Raw genomic sequence first — 16,797 nt, 5'->3', positions numbered from 1 at the left:
ATTCGGATTCTCTCATCCACACTTGGTTGCTCAACGAGGAGACTTCTATGAACATCAGGCGCACCTTCGGCGCTCGCGCCGCGGGCCTCGCGACGGTCTTCGCGGCCGGCGCCCTCGCCCTCACCGCCTGCGCGGGCGGCGGCGCGGGGTCCACCGCTTCCGACTCTTCCGCCTCCGGCTCGTCCGCCTCCGGCGAGTCGATCAAGGTCGGCGTCGCGATGCCGACCCAGACCTCCGAGCGTTGGATCGCAGACGGCAAGGCCGTCAAGGAGGGCCTGGAGAAGGCCGGCTACACCGTCGACCTCCAGTTCGCGAACGACGACATCCCGACCCAGACCCAGCAGATCGATCAGATGATCACGAACGGCGCGAAGATCCTCGTCATCGCGTCGATCGACGGCACCGCCCTCTCGAGCCAGCTCGACGCCGCCGGCGCCGCGAACATCCCGGTCGTCTCCTACGACCGCCTCATCCGCGACAACGAGAACGTCGACTTCTACGTCTCGTTCGACAACTACAAGGTCGGCGTCGCGCAGGGCAAGGCCCTCCTCTACGGCCTCGGCCTCACCGACAAGGACGGCAACAAGGCCGCCGACGCCCCGAAGGGCCCGCTCAACATCGAGCTCTTCGCCGGCTCGCCCGACGACAACAACGCCGGATTCTTCTTCAACGGCGCCATGGACACCCTCAAGCCCTTCATCGACGACGGCACGCTCGTCATCAAGTCGGGCCAGACCTCCTTCGACCAGGCCGCGACCCTCCGCTGGTCGCAGGAGGCCGCCCAGAAGCGCATGGAGGACATCCTCACCTCGACGTACGGCGGCGGCACCGAGCCCCTCGCCGGCGTCCTCTCGCCCTTCGACGGCATCTCCCGCGGCATCATCACCGCCCTTCAGGGCGCGGGCTACGGCCCGACGATCGCCGACGGCCTCCCGGTCGTGACCGGTCAGGACGCCGAGATCGCCTCGATCAAGCTCATCAACGACGGCGTTCAGCAGTCGACGATCTTCAAGGACACCCGCCTCCTCGCCGACCAGGCCGTCAAGACGGTCGAGTCGATCGGCTCCGGCAAGGAGCCCGAGGCCAACGACACGAAGACCTACGACAACGGCGTGAAGGTCGTCCCGTCCTACCTCCTCGAGGTTCAGACGATCTACAAGGACAACATCGAGTCCGACATCATCGGCTCCGGCTACTACACGGCCGACGAGGTCGCCGCAGGCGTCACCAAGTGACCCATCGGTGAGCGGGGCGGGCACCGCGGTGCCCGCCCCGTCCACTGCCCTTCAGTCTTCTAGCTCGCGAATGCGGAAGTGAAATGACGTCAAATATCTTGGAGATGCGCGACATCGACAAAGGATTCAACGGGGTGCCCGTGCTCAAGCACGTCAACCTCGAGGTCCGGCGCGGCGAAGTCCACGCGCTCTGCGGCGAGAACGGCGCCGGCAAGTCCACCCTCATGAAGGTCCTCTCCGGCGTCTACCCCCACGGTCAGTACGACGGGACCATCATCTGGGAGGGCCAGGAGGTGAAGTTCTCCTCCATCAAGGACTCCGAGAGCCTCGGCATCGGCATCATCCACCAGGAGCTCGCCCTCGTCCCGTACCTCTCCATCGCGGAGAACCTCTTCCTCGGCATCGACAAGCCTCGCAAGCACGGCCTCATCGACTGGCACGCGGTCAACCACCTCGCCGAGCAGGCCCTCGCGAAGGTCGGCCTCGACGAGAACGTGCGCACCCGCGTCGGTCAGCTCGGCGTCGGCAAGCAGCAGCTCGTCGAAATCGGGAAGGCCCTCTCGAAGGACGTCAAGCTCCTCATCCTCGACGAGCCGACGGCCGCCCTCAACGACAACGACTCCGCCCAGCTCCTCGAGCTCGTCCGTCAGCTCAAGGAGGCCGGCGTCTCGATCGTCATCATCTCCCACAAGCTCAACGAGATCGCCGCGATCGCCGATCGCACGACGATCCTCCGCGACGGCCAGACGATCGAGACCCTCGACATGCACGACCCCGCGTCGACGCAGAACAAGATCATCTCGCTCATGGTCGGCCGCGAACTCTCCCAGCGCTACCCCTCGAGGGAGTCCCACATCGGCGAGGAGATCTTCCGAGTCGAGGACTGGACCGTCTACCACCCGACCCAGGAGGGCCGCGTCATCATCAAGGACGCGTCCTTCAACGTCCGTCACGGCGAGGTCGTCGGCATCGCGGGCCTCATGGGCGCGGGTCGCACCGAGCTCGCGATGAGCATCTTCGGCCGCTCCTACGGGCGCGACATCACCGGCCGCCTCTACAAGGACGGCAAGGAGATCCAGGTGAAGTCGGTGTCCGACGCGATCAAGAACGGCATCGCCTACGCGACCGAGGATCGCAAGCAGTACGGCCTCAACCTCATCGACGACATCCGCCACAACATCGCGACCGCGGGCCTCTTCAAGCTCGCGAAGCGCGGCATGGTGAACGCCAACGAGGAGCTCGCCGTCGCCTCCGACTACAAGGAGAAGATGAACATCCGCTCCCAGTCGGTCATGCAGCTCGCGGGCTCGCTGTCGGGCGGCAACCAGCAGAAGGTCGTCCTCTCGAAGTGGCTGTACACCGACGCGGACGTCCTCATCCTCGACGAGCCGACGCGCGGCATCGACGTCGGCGCGAAGTTCGAGATCTACACCCTCATCAACAAGATGGTCGAGGCGGGCAAGGCCGTCATCGTCATCTCCTCCGAACTCGAAGAGATCCTCGGCATCTCCGATCGCGTCTACGCGCTCGCGTACGGGCGGATCACCGGCGAGGTCCCGATCGCGGAAGCGAACCAGGAGAACCTCATGGAACTCATGACCATTGAACCCTCAAGGGAGAACGAACTGTGAGCACCACCAAGAGCCTCGGCGAGATGTTCAAGGGCAACATCCGCCAGAGCGGCATTTTCTTCGCCTTCCTCGCCATCGCCATCCTGTTCGCGGTGCTCAACCCGTCGTTCCTCAGCCCGGGCAACCTCACGAACATCGTTCTCCAGTACTCCTACATCCTCGTTCTCGCGATCGGCATGCTCTTCGTCATCGTCCTCGCGCAGATCGACCTCTCGGTCGGCTCGGTCGTCGCCGTGACCGGCGCGCTCTCCGCGGTCCTCGTCATCAAGCACGGGATGCCCTGGTGGATGGGAGCGATCGCCGCGATCGTCCTCGGCCTCATCATCGGCGCGTGGCAGGGCTTCTGGGTCGCGTACGTCGGGATCCCCGGCTTCATCGTCACCCTCGCCGGCATGCTCCTCTTCCGCGGCCTCACCTTCCAGGTGCTCGCGAACGTCTCGCTCTCGCCCTTCCCGAAGCCCTACTACAACATCGCGAACGGCTTCTTCAACGGCCTCCTCGGCGGCATGGGCTTCGACGTGTTCACGCTCGTCGTGTTCGGCATCGGCGTCGTCGGGTTCGCCTACCAGCAGTTCCGCTCCCGCCAGGCGCGGATCGCCTACAACCAGGCCGTCGAGTCGATGGGCCTCTTCATCGGCAAGATCGTCGTCATCGCGGCGTTCGTCATGTGGTTCGCGTACCAGCTCTCCCGCTCGCGCGGCCTCCCGTTCGTCCTCATCATCCTCGCGATCCTCGTGCTCATCTACGGCACCCTCGCGAACTCGACGGTCTTCGGCCGCGACGTCTACGCGATCGGCGGCAACACCGCCGCCGCGGCCCTCTCGGGCATCAACGTCAAGTCGGTGACCTTCTGGACCTACGTCAACATGGGCTTCCTCTCCGCAGTCGCGGGCATCATCTACTCCGCCCGCATGAACGGCGCCCAGCCCTCGGCAGGCAACATGTTCGAGCTCGACGCCATCGCGGCCTGCTTCATCGGCGGCGCCTCGACGACCGGCGGCATCGGCAAGCTCTCCGGAGCCCTCGTCGGCGGTCTCATCATGGCCGTCATGTCGAATGGCATGCAGCTCATGGGCGCGTCGACGTCGACCCAGCAGATGGTGAAGGGCCTGGTCCTTCTCCTCGCGGTCGCCTTCGACGTGTGGAACAAGCGCCGCGCGTCCTGGGCGACGGCACGGGGGCGCGAGCCCTGAGCCCCGGCGGGGCCGCGTCCCCCGCGACGCGGCCCCGCCTCGTACGTCCAGATCAGCGCGTAGCCTGTAATCACAGCGAAGTGGTGAAGGAAAAATGATGCCCCGTCCCCGTCGAGCGAAAGGCGCTCCGTCGATTCTCGACGTCGCCGCGGTCGCAGGCGTGTCCCACCAGACCGTCTCCCGCGTCCTCAACGATTCCGAGAACGTCCTCCCGGCGACGCGCGCCCGCGTCCAGGCGGCGATCGACGAGCTCGGATACCGGCGGAACTCGGTCGCGCGCGCCCTCGCGCGCCGCAAGTCCGAGATGATCGGGGTCCTCACGACGACCTCGCTCGATTACGGTCCGTCCTCGATCCTCATGGAGATCGAGCTCGCGGCCCGGGAGGCGGGTTACTACACGGTCGTCGCCCCGGTGGAGGACTACGACGACGCGTCGATCTCGAAGGTCTTCGACCGCTTCCTCTCCCTCGCGGTCGAGGGCATCGTGCTCATCGCGCCTCTGCGCGACGTCGCCGCCGACATGGCGACGAAGACGATCCCGGTCCCGGTCGTCGCCGTCACGACCCAGGAGCTCGGCGACGAGGCCGGCGTGATTCCGGTCGCCGTCGACCAGGAGAAGGGCGCGCGCCTCGTCCTCGAGCACCTCTACGGTCTCGGGCACCGCGACATCGCGCACATCGCGGGCGAGGCGAAGTTCTTCGAGGCGAAGAAGCGCGAGCAGGCGTGGCGCGAGTTCATGGCGGAGCACGGCCTCGAGTGCAGGTCCCTGGGGGAGAGGGGCTGGGAGTTCGACGTCGGCTACGACGAGGGCCGTCGATTCCTCGCGGAGGGCCTGCCGACCGCGGTGTTCTGCGCGAACGACCAGATCGCTCTCGGCCTCTACCGGGCCCTCGAGGAGGCGGGGAAGTCGGTGCCGGGTGATGTGTCGATCGTCGGCTTCGACGATATGCCGGCCGCGAGGTTCTACTCCCCGGCGCTCACGACCGTCCGCCAGGGCTTCCCGAACCTCGGGCGGACGGTTCTGTCGACGCTCCTGAAGGAGATCCGCGAGCCCGGCTCGGGCGGATCGGGCATCTCTCTCGCCCCCGAGCTCATCGTCCGCGATTCGACGGCGCCGCTGGGCTGAGTCGGCGGCGACGTCGTTCACGAGGCCGGGGCGGCGCGTCGATTCGGCCGGAGACGAACAGGCTCGCCCGATCGACGAGTCGTCGGCTCTCCGGCTCATTCCGGCGCCGCGCCTCGGCCTCGTGAGCACTTCCCGAGATCGGCCCGCCGGCCGCCGGAACCGCGCATTCCCGCTTTTGAAATCGTGGACATTCCGGCCATGTGAGCGCTAACCTAATTCCGTCGGGGACGGCTTCGCCCGCCCCCGGACTTCGGCCCCTCGGGGCGCACGAAGAGGTGCGGCGGGCAGACCGCCCGCGCCGCGGACGAACGAGAGGACAACTCATGGACCATCGCGATCCCTCGACCTGGGACGCAGAATTCGCGGCCGAGGTCGCGCGCACCCGCGAGGTCGTCGCGCGACTCCACGCCGAGCTCCCGCGCTGGGGGCTCATCGTGTGGACGGCTGGCAACGTTTCCCAGCGGGTGAAGGGGCCGGCGGCGGACGGCTCCCAGGACCTCCTCGTCATCAAGCCCTCCGGCGTCTCCTACGACGATCTCACTCCCGAGTCGATGGTCGTCTGCGACCTCGACGCCACCCTCGTCGAAGGCGAGGGCTCGCCCTCCTCCGACACCGCGGCCCACGCCTACGTCTACTCGCACATGCCCGAGGTCGGCGGCGTCGTCCACACGCACTCGACCTACGCGACCGCATGGGCCGCCCGCGGCGAGTCCATCCCCTGCGTCCTCACGATGATGGGCGACGAGTTCGGCGGCCCGGTGCCGGTCGGGCCCTTCGCCCTCATCGGCGACGACTCGATCGGGCGCGGCATCGTCGAAACCCTCTCCGAGTCGCGCAGCCCCGCCGTCCTCATGCAGAACCACGGCCCCTTCACGATCGGCAAGGACGCGCGCGCCGCCGTCAAGGCCGCCGCCATGGTCGAGGAGGTCGCCCGCACCGTCCACATCGCCCGCCAGCTGGGGGAGCCGATCCCGATCCCCCAGGACAAGATCGACAGCCTGTACAACCGCTACCAATTCGTCTACGGACAGCACGACGGCGACGCCGCCGCGGAAGGAGAGCAGCACTGATGCCCGGATTCTACGAAGGCCGCGAGGTCTGGTTCTACACCGGATCCCAGGACCTCTACGGCGAGGAGACCCTCCGGCAGGTCGCCGAGCAGTCCCAGGAGGTCGTCCGCCTCCTCAACGACTCCGGGCTCATGCCCGCGCCCGTCGTGTGGAAGCCCGTCCTCAAGGACTCCGACTCGATCCGCCGCGCGATGCTCGACGCCTCCGCCGACGACCGAGTCCTCGGCGTCATCTCGTGGATGCACACCTTCAGCCCGGCGAAGATGTGGATCCGCGGCCTCGAGGTCCTCTCCAAGCCGCTGCTCCACCTCGCGACGCAGGCCAATGTCGAGATCCCGTGGGACACCATCGACATGGACTTCATGAACCTCAACCAGGCCGCGCACGGCGACCGCGAGTACGCGTACATCCTCACGCGCCTCGGCGTCGCCCGCGCGACCGTCGTCGGCCACGCGTCCAACGCCTCGACCTGCTCGCGCGTCGCCGACTGGATCCGCGCCGCCGCCGGCTTCGCCGCGACGAATGAGCTGCGCGTCGTCCGCTTCGGCGACAACATGCGCAACGTCGCCGTCACCGAGGGCGACAAGACCGAGGCGGAGCGCCGCCTCGGCGTGTCGGTCAACACCTGGGGCGTCAACGACCTCATCGCCGCGGTCGATGCGGTCGAGGAGGAGGCGATCGACGAACTCGTCGCCCTCTACGAGGCCGAGTACGAGGTCGAGGACGCCCTCAAGGCGGGCGGCGAGAAGCACGACTCCCTCCGCTACGCCGCCCGCGAGGAGATCGGCATGCGCCGCTTCCTCGAGGAGCGCGGGGCGATGGCCTTCACAACGAACTTCGAGGACCTCGGCACGCTCCGCCAGCTCCCGGGCCTCGCGGTTCAGCGCCTCATGGCCGACGGCTACGGCTTCGGCGCGGAGGGCGACTGGAAGACGGCCGTCCTCGTCCGCGCGGCGAAGGTGATGGGGGAGGGGCTGCCCGGCGGCGCGTCGCTCATGGAGGACTACTGCTACAACTTCGTCGACGGGAAGGAGATGATCCTCGGCGCCCACATGCTCGAGGTCTGCCCCTCGCTCACGGAGAAGAAGCCCCGCATCGAGATCCACCCGCTCGGCATCGGCGGCAAGGAGGATCCGGTCCGCATGGTCTTCAACGCGGACGCGCGCCCCGGCGTCGTCGTCGCGATGTCCGACATGCGCGACCGCTTCCGCCTCACCGCGAACGTCGTCGACGTCGTGGAGCCCCCGCACGACATGCCGAAGCTCCCCGTCGCCCGTGCGATGTGGATCCCGAAGCCCGACTTCTACACCTCCGTCGAGGCCTGGCTCACCGCCGGCGCCGCGCACCACACGTGCATGTCGACCCAGGTCGGCGCCGACGTGTGGGAGATGTTCGCGAAGATCGCGAAGATGGAGCTCCTCGTCATCGACGAGTCGACGACGCGGCGCGATTTCGCGTCGAGCTCGAAGTGGAACCAGGCGTACCACCGCCTCGCCGAAGGGCTCTGAGCCCTCGTCGGGCGCGCGAGCGCCGACGCGTCCGCGGGGCGCGACTCCGGTTCTCCGGGGTCGCGCCCCGCGTGCATGCGCGCAGGTCGAGGGGCCTTCATCGGCAATGATTACGAAAAGATCACGATTGAGGGAACGTTCTCATCGGTGAGAGTGTGAACGCTAACCTGAAACGGATGAACGGCAGAGCCGCTCTTCATCCATCGCATGGCACCTGTCGACTCGTCCAAGTTCAAGGAGGAACTTCATGTCTCAGGCCCGCACCTGGCGGCGCTTCGCCGCCGCGGCAGTCTCATCCCTCGTCGCCCTCTCCCTCACCGCGTGCGGCTCGTCCGGCGGATCCGCCTCGTCGGAGTCCGGCACCGACTCGGGCTCGACCTCGTCCTCTTCCGACCTCGTCAAGGTCGGCTACTCGCAGCTCGGCGCCGAGTCCGGATGGCGCACCGCGAACACCGAGTCGGTCAAGGCCTCCCTCACCAAGGAGAACGGCATCGACCTCACCTTCGTCGACGCCCAGCAGAAGCAGGAGAACCAGATCAAGGCCCTCCGCGACTTCGTCGCCCAGGACGTCGACGTCATCGCCTTCTCCCCGGTCATCGAGACCGGATGGGACGAGGTCCTCCAGGAGATCAAGGACGCCGGCATCCCCGTCATCCTCGTCGACCGCTCGGTGAAGACCACCGTCGAGGACGCCTACGTCACGCACATCGGCTCCGACATGTCGTCCGAGGGCAAGGCCGCCGGCGAATGGGTCAAGGCGAACTACCCCGACGCGAAGATCTTCGAGCTCCAGGGCACGATGGGCTCCGGTCCGCAGATCGAGCGCGAAGCCGCCTTCGATGAGGTCGTCGGCGTCGACCACATCCTCGGCAAGGCCTCCGGCAACTTCACCCGCGCGGAGGGCAAGACGACCATGGAGGCCGCCCTCCAGGCGTACCCGGACATGGACCTCGTCTTCTCCCACAACGACGACATGGGCCTCGGCGCCATCGAGGCCATCGAGGCCGCCGGCAAGACCCCCGGCACCGACATCAAGATCGTGACGATCGACGCCGTCCACGATGGTCTCCAGGCCCTCGTTGACAAGAAGTTCAACTACGTCGTCGAGTGCAACCCGGTCTTCGGCAATCAGCTCCTCGAACTCGTCAAGAAGGTCGCCGCCGGCGAGTCCGTCCCCGAGAAGACGGTCGTTCAGGACAAGACCTTCGATCAGTCGATCACCCAGGCCGAGGTCGACGCCCGAGCCTACTGATCGGGCGCCTACCGGCAACTGACTGAATGACGCGGTCCGTGCGCCGACTCCCCGGAGTCGGCGCACGGACCCGATCGAGGAAGAAGGAGCAATGAGTCCGACCAACGGCGAAGAAGCGCGCCCGGTCGTCGAGATGAAGGGGATCGGAGTCGTCTTCCCGGGCGTCCGCGCCCTCGACGGGGTCGACTTCTCACTGCGCGCGGGCGAGGTCCACGCGCTCATGGGGGAGAACGGCGCCGGTAAATCGACGCTCATCAAGGCCCTCACGGGCATCAACTCCCTCGCGTCCGGGACGATCACCGTCCTCGGCGAGGACTACCGGCCGAGCGGGCCGGAGGACGCGGAGGATCACGGCATCGCGACCGTGTACCAGGAGGTCAACCTCTGCCCGAACATGACCGTCGCCGAGAACGTCATGCTCGGCCACGAGATCCACAAGGGGCCCTTCATCGACTGGCGGGCGACGCGCCGCGTCGCCGCCGAGAATCTTCGACGGATGCACCTCGAGATCGATCCGAGGTCGCAGCTCTCCTCGCACACGATCGCCGTCCAGCAGCTCTGCGCGATCGCCCGCGCCCTCGTCTCCGATGCGAAGGTCCTCATCCTCGACGAGCCGACCTCCTCCCTCGACCCGGGCGAGGTCGAGCAGCTCTTCACCGTCGTGCGCGAACTGCGCGACCAGGGCGTCGCGATCCTCTTCGTCTCCCACTTCCTCGACCAGGTCTACGAGATCTCCGACCGCATGACCGTCCTTCGGAACGGGAAGTTCATCGGCGAGTACCTCACGAAGGACCTCGACCGGCGCGACCTCATCTCCGCCATGGTCGGACACACGATCGACTCCCTCGCGGCCATCGAGACGAGCGCGCAGGAGGCCGCCGACGCCGCCGCGCCGTCGACCTTCATGCGCGCCGAGGGCGTGGGCCGCGGTCGCGCGATCGCCCCCTTCGACCTCGACATCCACGCGAACGAGATCGTCGGATTCGCCGGCCTCCTCGGCTCCGGCCGCACCGAGGCCGCGCGCCTCCTGTGCGGCGCCGACCAGTCCGACTCGGGCGCGCTCGAGATCCGCGGGGAGAGGACCCCCCTCAAGAACCCCCTCGCCGCGCTCAAGAAGGGGATCGCCTACTCCACCGAGGACCGCAAGAAGGACGGCATCGTCGGCGACCTCTCGGTGAGGGAGAACATCGCCCTCGCCCTCCAGGCGTCGCGCGGCTCCTTCAAGCCGATCCCGCGCAAGGAACTCGACGAGATCGTCGACCGCTTCATGAACGCGATGAACATCCAGCCGCGCAACCCCAACGCGCTCATCAAGAACCTGTCGGGCGGCAACCAGCAGAAGGTCCTCCTCGCGCGCTGGCTCGCGACCGACCCGTCGCTCCTCCTCCTCGACGAGCCCACCCGCGGCATCGACGTCGGAGCGAAGGCGGAGATCCAGAAGCTCGTCGCCGAGCTCGCCGCCGAAGGGCGCTCGGTCGTCTACATCTCCTCCGAACTCGAGGAGGTCATGCGCCTCTGCCACAAGATCTGCGTGATGAGGGACCGCGAGATGATCGCGACCCTCGACAACGGCCCCGGCGTCACCCAGTCGACCGTCCTCGAGACGATCGCCTCGGCGGCCCGCGATGAGAACCCGGGAGGCTCGAATGACTGACGCGGCGAAACGCTCCTTCGACATCGGGGACGCGTTCAAGAGGGCCTCCGGGCACTCCGCATTCTGGCCGGCGATCGCCCTCGTCGTCCTCGTCGTCGCCTGCGGCGTCAAGTCGCCCGGCTTCCTCGACGTGACGATCCAGGACGGGCACCTCTTCGGCCAGCTCATCGACATCCTGAGGAATTCGGCGACCCCGCTGCTCCTCGCGCTCGGCATGTGCCTCGTCATCGCGACCGGCGGCATCGACCTCTCGGTCGGCGCGGTCATGGCGATCTCGCTCGCCGTCTCGCTCACGTGGATCGACAAGTCCGGCAACGGGTCCGATCTCGGCGTCGTCCTCACGGCGATCGTCCTCGGCCTCGCCGTCGCCCTCGCCATCGGCATCTTCAACGGCTTCCTCGTCACCGTCCTCGAGATCCAGCCGTTCATCGCGACGATGATCCTCATGGTCGCCGGCCGCGGCATCGCGATGCTCCTCACGAAGGGGCAGATCACGACCGTCACCTCGCCGCCGTTCAAGGCGATCGGATCAGGGTTCCTCTTCGGGATCCCCATGCCGGTGATCATCGCCGCGGTCGTCTTCGTCGTGCTCGTGCTCCTCGTCCGCAAGTCCGCCTTCGGCATGATGCTCGAGTCGATCGGCATCAACCGCGAGGCGTCGAGACTCGCGGGCGTCAAAGCCGCGTCGACGACCTGGATCGTCTACATCGTGTGCGGCCTTCTCGCCGGCCTCGCGGGCATCGTCTACGGCGCCCCGACGATGGCGGCCGACGCGAACAACATCGGCCTCATGAAGGAGATGGACGCGATCATGGTCGTCGTCCTCGGCGGCACGAAGCTCGACGGCGGCCGCTTCTCCCTCGGCGGCACGGTCGTCGGCGCGCTCATCCTGTCCGCGCTCGAGCGCGCGGTCGTCATCTTCGAACTGCCCTCCCAGACGACGCCCCTGTTCAAAGCGATCGTCCTCATCGCCGTCTGCGTCGCGGCCTCGCCCCTCTTCCGGGAGCGGATGAGGATGCGAAGGGCGCGCCGCGAGGCCGCCGCCGCGACGACCGGAAGCGAGGCTGCCCGATGAGCACCGCCACCCCCACCGCGAAGCAGGTCCGCGCCCCGAGGATCGACAGGAGGTTCCTCCCCGTCCTCGGCACGATCGCCACGCTCGTCGTCATCCTCGTCATCGGCGAGATGCGCTACGGACTCGGCGATGGGCGGAGGGCCTTCATCTCGATGAAGCTCCTCTCCAACCTCCTCGTCGACAACTCCTACCTCCTCGTCCTCGCCGTGGGAATGACCTTCGTCATCCTCACCGGCGGCATCGACCTCTCGGTCGGCGCGGTCGTCGCCCTCGTCGGCCTCGTCACCGCGAAGCTGTTCCTCGCGGGAGTCGCCCTCCCGATCGTCCTCGTCGTCGACGTCCTCATCGGCACCGCGTGCGGGCTCCTCATCGGGATCCTCGTCCAAGTGTTCGACATCCAGCCCTTCATCGCCTCCCTCGCCGTCATGTTCCTCGCGAGGGGCCTGGCGAACGTCGTCTCCGTGCAGTCCCTGCCGATTGACGACCAGGGCTTCGCGGCACTCGCCTCCTGGGCCCTGAAGTTCGGCACCGGCAAGGGGATCTGGAGGATCAACGCGTCGATGATCGTCGCGATCGTCGTCCTCCTCATCGGGTTCTACCTCCTCCACTACACGCGATTCGGGCGCACCGTCTACGGGCTCGGAGCGGGGGATCAGGGGCAGGCCGTGCGGCTCATGGGCCTCAACGAGGGGCGGACGAGGATCCTCGTCTACGTCATCTCGGGCACCTGCGCCGGCATCGCGGGCATCCTCTTCGCCCTCTACACGAAGTCCGGCTTCAACCTCACGGGCATCGGCATGGAGCTCGACGCGATCGCCTCGGTCGTCATCGGCGGAACGCTCCTCGCCGGCGGCTACGGGTTCGTCCTCGGGTCCGGGATCGGCGTCCTCGTCTACGGTCTCATCCAGGTGCTCATCGCGCGAGAGGGCCTCGACTCGTGGTGGACGAAGGTCTTCATCGGCGTCGTCCTCCTCGGTTTCGTCATCCTCCAGCGCGTGATCGCCGTCAAGCGCGAATAGGCGGAACGCGGCTCGGGCGCCCCGACGTGCCCTGGATCGGCCCCCTCGAGACCCCTCGAGGGGGCCGTTTCGCGCCCGAATGGCGGGAAAACCGTGAGAAATCGGTGAAATGCGGCGCTTGAAGCGACAATCCGGGCGACTGTTCCGTACTGTTTTCCCAGTGGCCGCCGCGGTGGCGGCCGAGTTACGAACAGGAAGAGGTTCCTCAATGTCCGTGAATCGCACCGAGCTCGTCGCCCAGATCGCCGAGCGCGCCAACCTCACCAAGGTCGAGGCGGACGCCGCCCTCGGCGCCTTCCAGGATGTCCTCGTCGAGTCGCTCGCCAAGGGCGAGGCCGTCAAGGTCACCGGCCTCTTCTCGGTCGAGCGCGTCGAGCGCGCCGCCCGCACGGGCCGCAACCCCCGCACGCGCGAGGAGATCCAGATCCCCGCGGGCTACGGCGTGAAGCTCTCCGCCGGCTCCTCGCTCAAGAAGGCCGTCTCCTCCAAGTGAGTCGAGTCCTCTAGACGACGAGAGCGGGGCGGGCGCCGATGGCGCCCGCCCCGCTTCTTCATGCCCGGACTCGGGCCCGGTGAATCACCCGGACGGATCATCGAGCCTTCGCGGCGGCGCCCGCCGCGGCTCGGGCGAGTGGAAGACGAGTCGTCGGGGTCGTCGTCAGCATGCGCCGAACGGCGCGGTTCCCTCAGTCGAGCAGCGACTTCGCGACGGCGAGGGCGCCCCGCAGGCCGGCGTCGTGCCCGGTCGACGTCGCCTCGATGAGGAGTCGGCGCGTGATGAGCGGGTGGCAGCTCGCGTAGAGGACGGCGCGGATCGCGGCGAGGAAGTCCTCCGAGGTCGAGAGGAGCCCGCCGATGAAGATCGCGTCCGGGTTGAGGAGGCCCGCGATCGCGCTCAGGGCCTCGCCGAGCCGCGAGCCCGCGGTACGGAGGAGCTCGATGGCCCGCGCGTCGCCATTAGCCGCCGCCGCGAGAAGGTCGGCGAAGGTGCGGCTCTCTCCCGCGATCGCCTGCCACTGATTCGCGAGGGCGTGGCCGGAGACGACCGTGTCGAGGCATCCGGTCTTCCCGCAGGCGCAGGTGAGGTTCCCGAACGCGGGCATGCGGACATGGGAGATGTCCCCGGCCGCGCCGGTCGCCCCGCGGTGGACGCGCGAGTCGATGATGACGCCGACGCCGATCGACGTGCCCGCCTTGACGGTGATCGAGTGGGCGATCCCGGGATGAGCGCGGTGCTCGCCGATCGCCATGAGGTCGGCGTCGTTCTCGATGGCGACCCGCGAGCCGTAGCGGCGCCGCACTTCATCGGCGACGGGGAAGTGGTGCCATCCGCGCAGGCGCGATCCCGTGTCGACCCACCCGTGGGCGTGATCGATGGGGGCAGGGAGACCGATGCAGATGGCGGCGGGGGAGCAGGCGCCGCCCTGCGCCTTGAGGAGGCTGTCGAATGCGGAGAAGACGAGATCGAGGACGTCCTGCGGGCTCTGCGTCGCGTCGATGACGATCTGGCGGACGGCGAGGACGGTGCCGTCGCCCTTCGCGATGCCGATCCTCGCGTGCTGCGTGCCGAGGTCGGCGCCGAGGATGAGGGTCTCGGCGGTCGCGGGCCGCAGGACGTGGGAGGGGCGCCCGCCGGTCGAGGGGGCCGCGCCGGAGTCGACGAGCTCGCCCGAGTCGATGAGCTCGCGAGTGCGCAGGGAGACCGTCGAGGGCGAGGCCGGGAGGAGCTCGACGAGGTCGTTTCGGGTCGACGCTCGGCCAGATCGAACGAGGTCGAGGATCCTGCGATGGATCTCGAGGGTCCGCTGGGGGGTGAGGGGGTCCTCCATGGCTGCTCCTGGCCGTGAGAAGTGCACCGACTTATTTCGATTCTAGACGCTATTTTCTTCGACGGTGCGACCATCTTGTTATCAATGTGCGTGTTTTAGGCCCCTTGTCACCGATGAAGAATCGTGTACGCTCAGTCACATCGATAGGACAAAGGTAGTCCAATAGTTCGATAGATCGAAAGAAGGGGTGTATGACTCGGTCGACATCCGCGGAGCAGGCAGCCGCGCAAGCGTGGTTCGACCACGACAGGTTCGGACTCTTCGTTCACTTCGGCCTCTACTCGGTCGCCGCCCGGCATGAATGGGTGATGACCCGCGAGCGCAGGACGGTCGAGGACTACGAGAAGTACGCCGAGTTCTTCGAGCCCGATCTCTTCGACGCGACGCGGATCGCCGAGCTGGCGAAGAGCGCGGGCATGGGATACGCGGTCCTCACGACGAAGCATCACGACGGTTTCTGCCTCTGGGACTCCGACCTCACCGACTACACGTCGATGCGCCACCAGGGCCGCGACTTCGTCGCCGAATGGGTCGAGGCCCTCCGGGCCGCCGGCCTCAAGGTCGGCCTCTACCATTCGCTCCTCGACTGGCACCACCCCGATTTCCCCTACGACTTCCACCACCCGAGGCGCGACGACGCCGACGCGCGGGACGCCCACCCCGAAAGGACGATGGTCGAGTACCGGAAGTACCTCAAGGGCCAGGTCCGTGAGCTCCTCACCCGCTACGGGACGATCGACTACATCTTCTTCGACTTCTCCTACCCCTGGGAGGTCGACGGCTGGACGGGCAAGGGCAAGGACGACTGGGGCTCGGAGGAGCTCCTCGAGATGGTGACCGAGCTCCAGCCCGGGATCCTCGTCAACGACCGCCTCGACATCCCCGGCGACTTCGTCCACACCCCGTCCGAGGTCGATCGGATCGCCGCGGACGTCGCGGCCCTGCGCTCCCTCGGCTCCGGCGCCCCGGTCCGCCTCGGGTTCGTCGTCGGCGCGCTGCGCTCGGATTCCACGATCGACGAGGATGCGGCGGCCCGCCTCCGCGCGGCCGCCGGGAACGCGCCCCTCACCTTCCACAGGGGATTCGACCTCGTCCCCGATCAATTCGAGGGCCTCGAGGCCCTCGTGCGGCTCGGCTACGACCGGGTCCTCACGACGGGCGGGAGCCCGTCGACCGCGGATCCCGCGGGCCTCGCCGCCCTCGTCGACGCCGCGGGGGAGCGGATCGGGATCCTCGCCTCGGGGGGCCTCCGGTCCGCCAACGTCTCCGATATCGTCGAGGCGAGTGGAGCGAAGGAGGTCCACATGCGCGCGCCCGGACCGGATGGAGGGACGAGCCGCGCGGAGATCGACAGGATCATCGCCGCGCTCAGGGACGCGCGGCGCGAGGAATGAGGAGGAATTCATGAGAATCGCAGTGCTCGAGGACGAGCTCGCGATCGCCACCGCGGCGGCCGACCGGATCGAGGAGGTCTACCGGTCCAAGCCGGACTTCGTCATCGGGCTCGCGACGGGGTCCTCGCCGCTTCCGCTCTACGCGGAGCTCGTTCGCAGGAACGAGCAGGGCCGGATCTCCTTCGAGCGGGCCCGCTCCTTCAACCTCGACGAATACGTCGGGCTCGACCGCGGCCACGAGGAGGGGTACGCGAACTTCATTCACCGTCACCTCGTCGACATGCCCGAGGGCGCCGCTCACGGACCCGACGGCTGGCGGACGGACCTCGACGAGGGCGCGGCCGACTACGATCGGACGATCCGCGAGGCCGGGGGCGTCGACGTTCAGGTCCTCGGGATCGGGTCCGACGGGCATATCGGCTTCAACGAGCCGGGCGGCTCCCTCGTGAGCCGCACGCACGTCGGCGTCCTCACCGAGCGGACCCGACGCGACAACTCCCGCTTCTTCGGGGGCGACCTCGACGCCGTCCCCACCCACTGCGTCACGCAGGGGCTCGGCACGATCATGGAGGCGCGCTCCTGCGTCCTCGTCGCGACGGGCGAGGGCAAGGCCGAGGCCGTCGCCGCGATGATCGAGGGGGGAGTGTCGGCCCGCTGCCCGGCGTCGATCCTCCAGATGCACCCCGACGTCCTCGTCCTCCTCGACCGCGCCGCCGCGTCGCGCCTCGAGCTCCTCGACTTCTACCTCGAGGTCCAAGCGGCCTCCGCCCGCTGACGCCCCGCCCCGCCCTCGTCCCGCGGGCCGTGAGAA

14 protein-coding genes are annotated in these 16,797 nt (G+C 67.9%); 13 read left to right on the top strand and 1 reads right to left on the bottom strand.

Going from position 1 to position 16,797, the window contains the following annotated elements; genetic code table 11:
* The first annotated feature begins 47 nt into the window (after nt 1–47).
* The 11 genes from chvE (at nt 48) to DY157_RS06290 (ending at nt 13,256) form a co-directional block, all read left to right on the top strand.
* Entirely contained in the window at nt 48–1,235 is a 1,188-nt protein-coding gene (chvE, locus tag DY157_RS06340) for a multiple monosaccharide ABC transporter substrate-binding protein (RefSeq protein ID WP_115727720.1), read from the top strand.
* Nucleotides 1,236–1,318: 83 nt separating this feature from the next.
* Nucleotides 1,319–2,866 (top strand): ATP-binding cassette domain-containing protein, encoded by a 1,548-nt coding sequence (locus tag DY157_RS06335; RefSeq protein WP_115727719.1) that lies wholly within the window; start codon nt 1,319–1,321, stop codon nt 2,864–2,866.
* On the top strand, nt 2,863–4,059 hold the full coding sequence (mmsB, locus tag DY157_RS06330; RefSeq protein WP_115727718.1) for a multiple monosaccharide ABC transporter permease: 1,197 nt from the start codon (nt 2,863–2,865) through the stop codon (nt 4,057–4,059). The genes DY157_RS06335 and mmsB overlap by 4 nt, the downstream gene beginning before the upstream one ends.
* Before the next feature lie 94 nt (nt 4,060–4,153).
* Complete coding sequence (locus DY157_RS06325; RefSeq protein WP_218938057.1) at nt 4,154–5,185, top strand: LacI family DNA-binding transcriptional regulator; 1,032 nt, start codon at nt 4,154–4,156, stop codon at nt 5,183–5,185.
* A gap of 323 nt (nt 5,186–5,508) precedes the next feature.
* A complete protein-coding gene (locus DY157_RS06320; protein WP_115727717.1) occupies nt 5,509–6,255 on the top strand; it encodes an L-ribulose-5-phosphate 4-epimerase in 747 nt (248 codons plus the stop codon).
* Complete coding sequence (gene araA / locus DY157_RS06315; protein WP_115727716.1) at nt 6,255–7,763, top strand: L-arabinose isomerase; 1,509 nt, start codon at nt 6,255–6,257, stop codon at nt 7,761–7,763. Before DY157_RS06320 ends, araA begins: the two co-directional genes overlap by 1 nt.
* 247 nt (nt 7,764–8,010) lie before the next feature.
* Nucleotides 8,011–9,015, top strand: coding sequence for an ABC transporter substrate-binding protein (locus DY157_RS06310; RefSeq protein WP_115727715.1), 1,005 nt, complete (start codon nt 8,011–8,013; stop codon nt 9,013–9,015).
* A 91-nt stretch (nt 9,016–9,106) separates the two neighbouring features.
* The gene (locus DY157_RS06305) at nt 9,107–10,669 is read left to right on the top strand and encodes a sugar ABC transporter ATP-binding protein (RefSeq protein WP_115727714.1); all 1,563 of its coding nucleotides are present in this window, start codon (nt 9,107–9,109) and stop codon (nt 10,667–10,669) included.
* A complete protein-coding gene (locus DY157_RS06300) occupies nt 10,662–11,744 on the top strand; it encodes an ABC transporter permease (protein ID WP_115727713.1) in 1,083 nt (360 codons plus the stop codon). Before DY157_RS06305 ends, DY157_RS06300 begins: the two co-directional genes overlap by 8 nt.
* Nucleotides 11,741–12,763 carry an ABC transporter permease subunit gene (locus DY157_RS06295; RefSeq protein WP_115727712.1) on the top strand — a complete coding sequence of 341 codons (1,023 nt, stop codon included), beginning with the start codon at nt 11,741–11,743 and terminating at the stop codon, nt 12,761–12,763. The genes DY157_RS06300 and DY157_RS06295 overlap by 4 nt, the downstream gene beginning before the upstream one ends.
* A 208-nt stretch (nt 12,764–12,971) precedes the next feature.
* Nucleotides 12,972–13,256, top strand: coding sequence for an HU family DNA-binding protein (locus DY157_RS06290; protein WP_115727711.1), 285 nt, complete (start codon nt 12,972–12,974; stop codon nt 13,254–13,256).
* A gap of 193 nt (nt 13,257–13,449) precedes the next feature.
* Here the strand turns inward: DY157_RS06290 and DY157_RS06285 are convergent, their stop codons facing one another.
* A complete protein-coding gene (locus tag DY157_RS06285; RefSeq protein WP_115727710.1) occupies nt 13,450–14,592 on the bottom strand; it encodes an ROK family protein in 1,143 nt (380 codons plus the stop codon).
* A 191-nt stretch (nt 14,593–14,783) separates the two neighbouring features.
* On the opposite strand from DY157_RS06285, the gene DY157_RS11915 reads away from it, so the two are divergent.
* Together DY157_RS11915 and nagB are read left to right on the top strand one after the other, a co-directional pair.
* On the top strand, nt 14,784–15,986 hold the full coding sequence (locus DY157_RS11915; RefSeq protein WP_115727709.1) for a copper homeostasis protein CutC: 1,203 nt from the start codon (nt 14,784–14,786) through the stop codon (nt 15,984–15,986).
* A 10-nt stretch (nt 15,987–15,996) separates the two neighbouring features.
* Nucleotides 15,997–16,761, top strand: coding sequence for a glucosamine-6-phosphate deaminase (nagB, locus tag DY157_RS06275; RefSeq protein ID WP_115727708.1), 765 nt, complete (start codon nt 15,997–15,999; stop codon nt 16,759–16,761).
* Nucleotides 16,762–16,797: the final 36 nt, after the last annotated feature.

This window comes from Actinomyces culturomici (assembly GCF_900499005.1).
GTDB classification, from domain to species: domain Bacteria; phylum Actinomycetota; class Actinomycetes; order Actinomycetales; family Actinomycetaceae; genus Pauljensenia; species Pauljensenia culturomici.
This window is presented reverse-complemented; position numbering and strand designations above follow the sequence as displayed.